The sequence below is a fragment of the Agrobacterium sp. DKPNP3 genome (assembly GCF_052686535.1).
On the sequence record NZ_JBQYSN010000125.1, the window covers coordinates 1 to 11,202 of the forward strand.

Annotated in this window: 11 protein-coding genes; 3 read left to right on the forward strand and 8 right to left on the reverse strand. The window is 60.7% G+C overall.

Features of this window, described 5'->3' with window-relative positions:
* Together ACUTJJ_RS22935 and ACUTJJ_RS22940 are read right to left on the reverse strand one after the other, a co-directional pair.
* A partial coding sequence (locus ACUTJJ_RS22935) for a hypothetical protein (protein WP_445543531.1) occupies positions 1–1,715 on the reverse strand: 1,715 nt, incomplete at its 3' end.
* 70 nt (positions 1,716–1,785) lie between these two features.
* Complete coding sequence (locus ACUTJJ_RS22940) at positions 1,786–3,084, reverse strand: adenylosuccinate synthase (protein WP_144577047.1); 1,299 nt, start codon at positions 3,082–3,084, stop codon at positions 1,786–1,788.
* Between the two features lie 242 nt (positions 3,085–3,326).
* Here ACUTJJ_RS22940 and ACUTJJ_RS22945 point away from each other — a divergent pair, with 242 nt between their 5' ends.
* Positions 3,327–4,214 carry a DMT family transporter gene (locus ACUTJJ_RS22945; protein WP_445543532.1) on the forward strand — a complete coding sequence of 296 codons (888 nt, stop codon included), beginning with the start codon at positions 3,327–3,329 and terminating at the stop codon, positions 4,212–4,214.
* A gap of 92 nt (positions 4,215–4,306) precedes the next feature.
* Here the strand turns inward: ACUTJJ_RS22945 and ACUTJJ_RS22950 are convergent, their stop codons facing one another.
* Positions 4,307–4,840, reverse strand: a complete 534-nt coding sequence (locus ACUTJJ_RS22950) for a transglutaminase-like cysteine peptidase (protein WP_445543533.1) — start codon at positions 4,838–4,840, stop codon at positions 4,307–4,309.
* 675 nt (positions 4,841–5,515) lie between these two features.
* On the opposite strand from ACUTJJ_RS22950, the gene ACUTJJ_RS22955 reads away from it, so the two are divergent.
* Entirely contained in the window at positions 5,516–6,103 is a 588-nt protein-coding gene (locus ACUTJJ_RS22955; RefSeq protein ID WP_063948203.1) for a transglycosylase SLT domain-containing protein, read from the forward strand.
* Between the two features lie 108 nt (positions 6,104–6,211).
* Here ACUTJJ_RS22955 and ACUTJJ_RS22960 read toward each other — a convergent pair whose 3' ends face one another.
* From ACUTJJ_RS22960 to ACUTJJ_RS22980, 5 genes are all read right to left on the reverse strand, one after another.
* On the reverse strand, positions 6,212–6,826 hold the full coding sequence (locus ACUTJJ_RS22960) for an alpha/beta hydrolase (RefSeq protein WP_445543534.1): 615 nt from the start codon (positions 6,824–6,826) through the stop codon (positions 6,212–6,214).
* Positions 6,827–7,080: 254 nt separating this feature from the next.
* Positions 7,081–8,025, reverse strand: coding sequence for a VOC family protein (locus ACUTJJ_RS22965; RefSeq protein WP_445543535.1), 945 nt, complete (start codon positions 8,023–8,025; stop codon positions 7,081–7,083).
* A 169-nt stretch (positions 8,026–8,194) separates the two neighbouring features.
* A complete protein-coding gene (locus ACUTJJ_RS22970; RefSeq protein ID WP_445543536.1) occupies positions 8,195–9,271 on the reverse strand; it encodes a siderophore-interacting protein in 1,077 nt (358 codons plus the stop codon).
* Between the two features lie 206 nt (positions 9,272–9,477).
* Entirely contained in the window at positions 9,478–10,170 is a 693-nt protein-coding gene (gene ung, locus ACUTJJ_RS22975; RefSeq protein ID WP_209087227.1) for a uracil-DNA glycosylase, read from the reverse strand.
* Positions 10,171–10,188: 18 nt separating this feature from the next.
* Positions 10,189–10,584, reverse strand: a complete 396-nt coding sequence (locus ACUTJJ_RS22980) for a VOC family protein (RefSeq protein ID WP_445543537.1) — start codon at positions 10,582–10,584, stop codon at positions 10,189–10,191.
* A gap of 251 nt (positions 10,585–10,835) precedes the next feature.
* Between ACUTJJ_RS22980 and ACUTJJ_RS22985 the strand changes: the two genes are divergently transcribed.
* Positions 10,836–11,192, forward strand: coding sequence for a YbaN family protein (locus tag ACUTJJ_RS22985; RefSeq protein ID WP_445543538.1), 357 nt, complete (start codon positions 10,836–10,838; stop codon positions 11,190–11,192).
* Positions 11,193–11,202 lie beyond the last annotated feature (10 nt).

Sequence of the window (11,202 nt, forward strand, 5' to 3'; positions counted from 1 at the left end):
GGAGCCTCGCCCGCACGCGGCGGCGCAACATTCTGTTCGTAGACGGACTGACCTTCAGCCGTCACGGGCTGGCCATTGGCACCCGGTGCCGGTCCCTCGTCGCGCTCGGTGCCATCGGCCATCAGCCGCTGTGTGAATTTGGTGCCGGTGACGGAACCGTCATCGCCATGATTCTGTGTCTGGGCCTGATGATTGGTCGGCGTTGCCGGCTGCTGCTGGCCCGTGCTGGCCGGTGGCTGCTGCGTCGCCGGTGGGGTGGTCGAAGGCTCAGTCTGCGTGGTCTCGGTCGGGGTGGTAGACTGCCCGCTGCCGCCGTTCTGGGCGGAGCTGACGAGACCGTCCACCATATCGTTCAGCGCGTCGCGGTTCATCCACATGGCATAACCACCACCAGCCAGAAGTGCCACGCCAACAACGGCGAGAACGACTGACGCATAGTTACGGCGAGGCTTTTTCTTGACCATATAGGCCGGCGTCGCCGCCGTGGCAGCCAAGCCAGGCACGTCGCCGGTCGCCTGTCGAGTGGAAGATGTGGCGCCGTCATAACCGATCAGTTCATCCAGATCGTCCCAGGGCGTACGTTCCTTGTTGTCCTTTGCGGCCGCCTGCTCCCCAAAGGGATCATCATCCGCGCGCGGCAGCGCCGGCGCGTCCTTGGCGGGAATGGCAATATCCGCATCCTGGAAATAGGACGAGAAATCCTCGACCACGGCTGCCTTTTTCGGAGCCGGCTCTTCGCTCGGGTGATGCTCGTCAAAATCGTGCCGGCCACCAAAGGCGGGCGCGTGCTCGACAGCCGCGGGGCCCAGATGGTCGTCGGCGTCGCGTCGATCAGTCTCGCCATACGGCGCGGGCTCAAAACTGACGTCCGGCTCCTGATAATGCGGCGCGGCATAACCGGCGACGACCGGGCGTCCGTCGGTCTCGTCGCGAACCTCTTCATAGTCCCCGTCGGCCGGGCGAAGATCGTCGTTGCGTTCGTCGTCCAGCTTGCGCCAGTCGTCTTCATCCACGGGCTGCGCCCAATGGGGGGGAACGGCATCGTCAACAGGTGCGGGTGTAAACACCGGCTCCGGCTCGGCATGGTCCTGCTGCGGCTCGTGAGCCGGCTCTTCCTCCGAGCGGGTGAAATAGGTGCCGACCTCGTCATGGGGTGCGTCTACCCGTGCCGGCGCGACAGGCTCGGGTTCCGGTGCGTCGTAGAGCTCTTCCGGCTCGTGCCCCCTGTCAAGCCGCTCCTCTTCGGAAGCGTGAACATCGTGGCGCGGCTCGTCGTAACGGTCCGGCTCCTGGTAAACCGGTTCCGGCTCAGCGGGTGCAGCATCCGCGTAAACCTGCTCTTCCCGCTCGTCTTCGCGATGGGCAGGCTCTTCCGGTTCAGCCTCGTGCACAACTTCGGCGGGCTGGGCGGCCGGCTCCTCAGCGGCTTCCTGATGATGATAGGAAGCAGCCGTTTCCTCTGCCGCTGGCGAGAAAGCGTCGTCATCCTCCAGCGCCGGAAGCGCCTCGGCATATTCGCTGTCCACCTCTGCTATGGCGGCGTCCAGCTTGGCGATCTGCCGGCGCAACAATTCTTCCGGCGGACGTGGCTTCATATTCTCGAGCTGGCGCACAACAGCACTGCGCGCCTTGTCGTAAACCTTCGCCCGGTTCTCGGGAGTATTGTTCGCCAAGCCATCCACGGCCTTGCGAATGACTGCTACAAAATCCGCCATAAGCACTTTCTCGTCGTGACCGGCGACGTACCGGCCCGATATGGTTTATGAATCTAGATCGCCGAGGACATTAATCCTCAAACGGATCAGTCACAAGTATGGTGTCGTCACGCTCCGGACTTGTCGACAGAAGCGCAACCGGCGCTCCGATCAGTTCCTCCACCTGCCGAACGTATTTGATTGCCTGAGCAGGCAAATCCGCCCATTTTCGGGCACCGACGGTAGATTCTTTCCAGCCTTCCAGCGTGATGTAGATCGGCTCGACACGCGCCTGCGCGCCCTGGCTAGCCGGAAGATGATCGATTTCCTGCCCGTCAAGCTTGTAGCCGACGCAGATTTTCAGCTCATCCAGACCGTCGAGAACATCGAGCTTGGTCAGCGCAATGCCGGTAATGCCGTTGGTGGCGACCGACTGGCGCACCAGCGCGGCATCAAACCAGCCGCAGCGGCGCTTGCGGCCGGTGACGGTGCCGAATTCATGACCCTTTTCGCCCAGGAACTGGCCGATTTCGTCGTTGAGCTCAGTCGGGAACGGGCCTTCGCCAACACGCGTGGTGTAGGCCTTGGTGATGCCGAGAATATAGCCCAGAGAACCCGGACCCATGCCCGAACCGGCAGCGGCCTGGCCGGCAACCGTGTTGGAAGAGGTCACATAGGGATAGGTGCCGTGGTCGATATCGAGCAGCGAACCCTGCGCACCCTCGAACAGGATGCGCGCCCCGGCGCGACGCTTCTTGTCGAGCAGCAGCCACACGGTTTCGCTGAACGGCAGGATGCGCTCGGCAACCGAGGACAGCTCCTCCATGATCGTTTCATGCGAGACTTCGGCCGCGCCGAAGCCGCGACGAAGCGCATTGTGGTGCGTCAGGATGCGATCGACCTTGGCGGAAAGCGCCTCCATGTCGGCGAGATCCATGACGCGGATGGCGCGGCGGCCGACCTTGTCCTCGTAGGCCGGGCCGATGCCGCGGCGGGTGGTACCGATCTTGGTGCCGCTGTTGGAGGCGGCGTCTTCGCGCATGCCGTCCAGTTCACGGTGAAGAGAAAGAATGAGCGTGGCATTGTCCGCGATGCGCAGGTTTTCCGGGGTCACCTTGACGCCCTGCGCTTCCAGACGGCCGATTTCGGCGATCAGCGCATGCGGGTCGACAACGACGCCATTGCCGATGACGGCGAGCTTGCCGGGACGCACAACGCCGGACGGCAGGAGCGAAAGCTTGTAGCTGACACCATCGATGACAAGCGTGTGGCCGGCATTGTGACCGCCCTGGTACCGCACGACGACATCTGCCCGCTCGGACAGCCAGTCGACAATCTTGCCTTTACCTTCGTCGCCCCATTGCGAGCCGACCACCACAACATTCGTCATTTCTTGCTTTCCTGCTCATGGCGCCTGCGCGCCCGATAACCCGATGGGAAACCCAAACCCGCGAATGTATACTGTGTTGTTTTAAGGAAAGCGACCCTGTTTCTTATGGAGAATTTTGCTTTTTCCGTGACAAGCCGCCGATTTCCCGCATTATCTCGCCCGGCGGAGGACGAAGCGCGGGCAAAGGGCCACGCCCGACCTCCTTGTCATTTTCCCGCCCCGTGAAAAAGCGAACCATCAGCGTGCCTTCCAAAGCCTATATCGCCCTCATCATCGCCACGCTCTGCTGGGGCGGCAATACCGTTGCCGGCAAGCTTGCCGTCGGCCACATCAGCCCAATGGCTTTTACCATGCTGCGCTGGGTATTTGCGGTCGCCATCATCTTCGCCATTTCCGTGCCGCAACTCATCCGCGACTGGCCGGTGGTGAAGACCCGGCTGCCCTATTTCTTCGTGCTCGGCACCGTTGGCTATACGGCGTTCAACGTCTTTCTTTACACGGCACTGCAATATACCTCGGCCATCAACGTCGCGGTCATTCAGGCCGGCGTGCCCATGGTCATTTTCGTATTGAACTTCGTGCTCTTCCGCACGCGGGTGCTGATCGGCCAGATCGTCGGCTTCTGTCTCACCATCGCAGGCGTGGCGCTGCTCGCTTCCCACGGTAATCCGCTTTCGCTGCTGTCGCTGGAAGTCAATGTCGGAGATGCGATCATGCTGCTCGCCGTGCTGGTCTACGCAATCTACACCGTCATCCTGCGCTGGAAGCCCATCGTCGACTGGCGAACGCTGATGGCGATCCCGGCCTTTTTCGCTCTCCTCACCTCCATTCCCCTGGTCTTCTGGGAAATGTCTCGCGACACACTGATCTGGCCGGATCAGACCGGCTGGATGCTGGTGACCTATGCCGGCATATTCGCCTCGCTCATCGCCCAGATCCTCTACATCAGGGGCGTGGAGCAAATCGGCGCCAACCGGGCTGGCCTTTTCATCAATCTCGTGCCGGTTTTCGGCACATTGCTGTCCGTGGTTGTGCTCAGCGAGACCCTGCATGGCTACCAGATCGTGGCATTGATGCTGGCGCTCGCCGGTATCGCCGTTGCCGAACGAAAAAAATCGCCGGCTTCCTGAACCAACAGGGATCAGGAAAACCGGCGCAGTCTGGCAGGCATGAATGGGTAAGCATCGGATCGAACGATATTTCCGATGCTGAAATCGAATCCTTAGAGCGCGTTTTCCCGGCTCTCAGGAGAAACGATGGTGTTGCCGAGAACAACGTCGCCTTTATCGGTGGTGACGATAAGCACCTTTTCGAGCGATCCGTCATTGTTCAGTGAAAAGGCGACGCGCAGCGCATTGGACGACCAGCCAGCACCGGCAAGAGCCGTACGCTTGATCGCGGCGCAGTCACCGCAATCGCCCAGGCTTACCGATGGCGTTGCCGGAACATCACCGGCGAAACCGGAGAAATAATCATCGAGCGCACCCATGGTGGCGTTCACATCGCGGTTGACGCGCAGCAGTTCTTCACGGCGCTCAACCGTCAGCGGGGCAGACATACTGCCGACACATTGGCCAGCGGCAAGAACACAGCCATCGAAACCATCCCGAGGGGAAAGACCGATCTGCGTCACCGCAGACTTCTCGACGGCGGCAAATCCACGCGCAAAACCGGCAGCACCCGCCGCGTCGGCATGGTTGGACATGGAAGCAATGGCAATTCCGCAGATGGCGGCAGCAATAATCTTCTTCAGCATTTCATACCCCGTTTGCGATCCGCCGGCTTTTGCCGGTCTCGATGTCGTTCTTTCGGAGCACCTCGTTCAAAGGCCGCTCCCTGTCTGTGATCCCACAATGGCACAGCACTGTTTTCAGCCGCTTTAAGCGGATTGCTACAATTTTATCGGTTTTCATTTTTGGACAGCGAGGCCCACTCGCGGACATGCGCCCATATCGCCGCCACGAAAGTCGCGGCAACGTCGGAGGGATATAAAAGGGCCGCATCGCTGCGGGGATGGATTGGTATTGGAGGGTTGCAGACGATGCGGCCCGGCTCCGATATTTTAACCTGTAACGCACCCGCCAAACCGGTTCCTGTTTGGAAGGAGGTCACATGCCGGCCGCCTCAACCGTGACATCGGGAAGCTCCCCAGTCTTGGCCGCCTGCCCCGCCCATCTCGCGCCGCGCGCACGTTTGACGACCGGTATGGAGACAAGCCTACCGCACCGGATGACACCGGGGATGTGCGGGGAAGAAAAAAGTCGAAAAATGGCAGGAAGCGACGATGCGCGTCCGGTTTCGCCCCATCCCGGCCACAGGAATTTTCAGGGTATTAACGGCCGCCCGATGTCAGGGATTTGAATTAACCTTGTCTTAAAACCCGACGTTAATGGTTAGCAATTTAAGAATAACGGAACGAAAGGGTTCCGTTATGCGTGGCGTATTTGCCGTTGTTTTCCTGATGCTGCTCGTCCTGGCCGGTTGCGCCACCGCACCGTCGCAGGTCACCAATGCCTGTGCGATTTTCGAGCAGCGCAACGGCATCTTCAACAACTGGCGGCGAGACGCGAAAGCGGCCGAGCGGGAATTCGGCGTGCCCGTGCCGGTCATGATGGCGACGATCTACACTGAATCCGCCTTCCGCCCCTATGCGCGGCCGCCCCGGACCAAGCTTCTCGGTTTCATTCCCTGGAAACGCCAGTCCACCGCTTACGGATATGCGCAGGCGCTTGACGGCACATGGAGCGTTTATCAGCGCGAAACAGGCCGCTGGTCGGCAAGCCGCACCGATTTCACCGATGCGATCCATTTCGTCGGCTGGTACCACGCCAAGAGCCGGCGCGAAAACGGCATTGCGCTGAACGACCCCTATAATCTCTATCTCGCTTATTATTCCGGTCATGCCGGTTACGCGAAGGGTAGCTGGCGCAACAATGCCGCCATCCAGCGAGCCGCCCGCCGCTCGGCCAACATGGCGCTGCGTTATGAGGCGCAGTTGCAGCAATGCGGATATCGCTGAGGCGGCGGCCCAGCACGATCAAGTCCCCGATCGAGAAAGAAACCTTTCACGGCGCAGACGCGCCGTGGCTGGAGGCCGGATCAGGTCCGGCATGACGGAGGTGGTCACCTACTCCCCATAGCCCGCCAGAAAACCCCTGACCGCATCAATTTCTCCGGAGCGGATTTCATGCCCGCCCGGGTGCCACACGGTTTCCACCGTCCCGCCTTGCGCCTTCAGGCTCTCTTCCAGCGCCCGGGTCAGCGGCACCGGGCAGATCGGATCGCGTTCGCCCGCGGTGATCAGCACGCGGCGGGTGGACTTGGCCGGGAGGATCTTCGGCTCGAACGGGATGAGCGGATGCATCAGCACCGCCGCATCGAAAAGCTCCGGCTGTTCGATCAGCACATTGGCGAGAATATTTGCGCCGTTGGAAAAACCGAGGCCGATCACCGGTCCGGCCTGATAATGGTCGCGGTTCGCCTTGACGAAATCGGCGAGCTTTTCGGTCGCACGCTCAAGATCGGCCATGTCATAAACGCCTTCGCCCGTGCGCCGGAAGAACCGCGCTGCGCCATGCTCGGAGACATCGCCGACGGGTGAGAGAATGGTTGCCCGCGGTAGGAGGCCCGAGCCGAAATCGAAGAACTGGTTCTCATCGCCGCCGGTGCCGTGCAGCAGGACGAAGAGCGGCGCACCGGGCGCGCCGGCACGGGATTTGTGGAAATAGCTGTCCTTGGACATTGGAGAATCCTTTCTCGAAGAAGGAAGTTCAGAGATGCCGCGCGGCTTTTTCAGCCGAGGGAAATCACATGTGGAGCGAGAGATTTCAGCTTGTCGCCTTCTCCCCGAGGGGGAGAAGGTCGCGGCAGCGGGATGAGGGGGCAAGGGTAGCGAGATACGGCAACGTCGCCCCCTCATCGGACCATTCGGGCCACCTTCTCCCCGGACGGGGAGAAGAACACCGAGGCAATGTCGTGCCAGAGGCTATCGAGGGATTAAACCGCCTTCTCGTCACCCAGCGGTTCCAGCTGCTTTTCCAGCGCGGCACGCAGATGCGCATGCTGGGTAGGCAGCTTCAGCGCCTCGCCGAGATGGGCGGTATCCTCGTCGCGGTCGAAACCGGGTTCGTTGGTGGCCACCTCGAACAACACGCCGCCTGGTGTGCGGAAGTAGATCGCCCAGAAATAGTCGCGGTCTATGACGGGGGTTACCTGGTAACCCGTATCCATCAGCGCCTTGCGCACCTCCAGCTGCTTTTCGCGGTTTTCGACCGCAAAAGCGATGTGGTGCACGGAACCGGCACCGAGCCTTGCACCCGATATGTTCGGCATTGTTTCTATATCGATGACATCGGCGCCGTTACCGCCGGGCATACCGAGACGCAGCACGCCGTCCTGACGATCCACTTCCTCGTAACCCATGAATTTCAACAATTCGGCGGTCGCGCCCTCGTCGCGAAGCCGCAGCGAAGCACCCTGAAAACCGTGGATCGCCTGATCTTCGCCGACACCGTTGCCGGTCCATTGGGCGCGGGCATCATCCCTGACCTCCACCAGTGCGAAACCGTCGCCGTCTGGCCCGGCGAAATGCAGGCGCTTGTTGCCGAAAGCTTCGTCCGATTTCAGACCATCGACGCCGGCCTTTGAAAGACGCTCCTGCCAGTAGCCGAGCGACCCTTCCGGAACGGAAAACAGCGTCGTCCCCACTTCGCCCGTGCCGGGACGGCCGCGGGCAATATGCGGGAACGGGAAATAGGTCATGACGGAGCCGGGCGTGCCGACTTCATCGCCATAATAGAGATGATAGACATCGGGCGCGTCAAAATTCACCGTCTTCTTCACCCGGCGCAGGCCGAGCGTATCGGTGAAAAAACCGTTGTTCTGGCGCGCGCTTGCCGCCATTGACGTGACGTGGTGCAGACCCTTAATCTGGTTGAGCATGATGAAACCCCTTTTCGCCGGCAGGCCTCGCAATCGGGCCAGCCCTGTTCATGGCGTTAAGATGGGGTAAGAGCCACCTCCGGCATAGAGTGGACTGCAGGAACGGATTGTTTCCGATCGGTGAACAATAAAATGGACTGTTCAACCGGTGAGGTGGGCCATCGAAATCTCAGTGGTCGTCGGCAGCGCCCATGGTCCAGTAACCCACGGCCCGCAGGGACGCCTTCGGGAAACCGATTTCGTCGGTCAGGAAAGATTTTACCGCTCTCGCCTCGGATTTTTCGCAGGCGGCAAAGACATGCAGGCCATCGTGCTCCGCACTCCATGCATGCTGGCGCAGCGCCTTTTCGATGAGCCCGGAGGTGCCGGCAGGCTTGCCGCGACGATAGAGCCATGTCCATTCAACATCTGCCGCGCAGACCACCTCCTGCCGCTCGGCCTCATTGTCTATTTCCGCGTAGACGCTAAGCTTTTTGCCGGCAGGCATTTCGGCTGCCATGCGCAGCATCACCGGCAGCGCGGTTTCATCCCCGGCAAAAACGTAACGCTCGGCTGGCGGGCAGACGCCGCTCGGGCCGACGATGCCGACGATATCGCCGGGTTTTGCCGTCGCGCCGAAGGTTGCGCCGGGCATGTCTTCGCCCTCATGCATCACGAAATCGATATTGACTTCGCCGCGGGCGATATCGCCGGACCGGATGGTATAGACACGCCGTGTGAGAAGATCATCGCCCTGTGGCCAGATGATCGCGCCGGTGGGGGCAAGATAGGGCCAGACCGGTGCACGCGCCTGATCCGGCACCAGCAGCAGGCGCACATGCATGCCGCCGGTCAGCAACCTTTCGATACCAGTTTCGACCGACACGACCAGCCGGCGCATATGCGGCGTGAGATTATAGGCACGCGCGACCTTGCCGACGAAAAGATTGGGCAGTTCGCACTGTTCGGCGCCATGGCCGCTCCAGCGGAAATCCAGCCCCGTTTCGCCGGAAAACTCCGCAATATGCTCGGCCACCATGGCCTTGACCGACGTCAGGATATGTTCGGAAACGCAGTTTACCCGCGCGGCAAAACGGCCCCCCTCAGCGCTGAAACTGCCATGGCCGTATTCCGTCCTGAAACGTACCGTCGCGCCGTCGCGTTCCATTTCCATATGCTCGGAAAAATGGCTCTCGAAGGCATCGACGATCGACAATGGATCGGGCAGCGAGACGGAGGTTTCGGCAGACAGCAGCGACACGGGCATAATCCTTCACTTTGTAGTCTAGTATTCTTTAGACCGGAGGCTGCCGCGCGTAAAGACATTTCGGTTCTGAATCCCGTCATGCCGGACCTGATCCGGCATCCAGCCAGCCCAAGTCTTTGGGCTGAAGGACTCTTCTTGCCGCGCAGACGCGCGCCGGCTGGATTCCGGCTCAAGGCCGGAATGACGGAAATATATGCAGGGATGGCTTACACGGTTTCCGGCAATTGCCAGTTAACCGGATCCCGCCCGTGGGAGATCAGAAAGGCATTTGCCTTCGAAAAATGGCCGTTGCCGAAAAAGCCGTTATGGGCCGAAAGCGGCGAAGGGTGCGGGGAGCGCAGCACGAGATGTTTGCGCTGGTTCACGAAGGCGGCCTTCTTCTGGGCATAGGAGCCCCACAGCAGGAAGACCACATGCTCGCACTCGTCGTTGACGGCGCGGATGACGGCGTCGGTGAATTTTTCCCAGCCCTGCCCCTGATGCGAGGCGGCGCGGGCCTCCTCCACCGTCAGCACGCTGTTGAGCAAAAGCACGCCCTGTTTCGCCCAGCTTTCCAGAAAGCCGTGGCCGACCGGGCGAATGCCGAGATCGCTCTGCAGCTCCTTGTAGATATTGACGAGCGAGGGCGGAATGCGCACGCCGGGCTGGACGGAAAAGCACAGTCCGTGCGCCTGACCGGCACCATGATAGGGATCCTGCCCCAGAATGACGACCTTGACCTCATCGAGCGGCGTCAGATCGAGAGCGCGGAAATAATCCGCGCCCTTCGGAAAGATGCGCTTGCCGGCTGTCTTTTCGGCAAGCAGGAACTCTTTCAGCTTCAGCATGTAGGGGCTGGCGAATTCGCCGGAAAGAACGCGCTTCCAGCTGTCTTCGAGTTTCACGCCTGCCTCTCCCATGCCCGCCTCCATCAGAGCTTATTTGAACCGGTTGCCGCGCTGCAGCACTTCGATCTTGTAACCATCGGGATCGCAGATGAAAAAGTATTTTGCAAAAGGCTGACCCTTATAATCCGCTTCGATGATCTTGCCCGGAGAAAGACCCATGTCGATGAAACGCTGGTGTTCGGCCTCCACATCGGCAACGCTGACGGCAAGGTGTCCATAACCGTCGCCCAGCGCATAGGGCACCTCGCGGCCGCGATTGAGAGTCAGCTCCAGCTCGAAATCGCTCTCGGTATTGCTGAGATAGATGAGCGTGAAATTCTCGAACTCGGCGCGTTCTGCAATCTCGAGTCCGAAAGCCTGTCTGTAAAATTCCACCGAACGCTTCTCGTCCAGCACCCGGACCATCGAGTGGATCAGCTTGGCCATGGTGTTATCCTTCTTCTTCCTGTTGACGGCCCGGTTATGCTCCGGGCATCGCGGCCCATGGGAATAAGGACTGAGCGCGGCGCTTTCAACCCTAAAGGCGCCCGCCGACAAGGTGGAAAGACCCGTTCACGGTAAATGTGATGGCGAAAGGCCCGGTTTCTCCGCTGTGGCCAAAGATGTGGCGTGGGCTTGATATCGATTCGGCGTCATCACCCTATCCTGACTGGCGAACTCATGATACCGGCTTGGACATGCGCCTTTTATACCTCTGTCTTGGCTGGCTTATGGTCGCGACCGGCATTGTCGGCGCGTTTCTTCCCGTGTTGCCAACCACACCGTTCCTGCTTCTGGCGCTCTGGTGTTTTTCCCGTTCCTCGCCGAGGCTTGAGGCCTGGCTGCTGTCCCACCCCAGATTCGGCCCTTCGCTGCGACGCTGGCGCGAACGCGGTGCAATTGCTCGCCACGCCAAGATCGCCGCGCTTTCAGCCATGACGGTGAGTTACGCCGCCTTCTGGTTTCTGAGCGAGCCGCCGCCGCTGCGGGCGACAATCGTCGCCGCCGTCATGCTCGGCTCCGCGCTTTTCATCGCCACGCGGCCGGAAAGCTGAAGACAGGCTC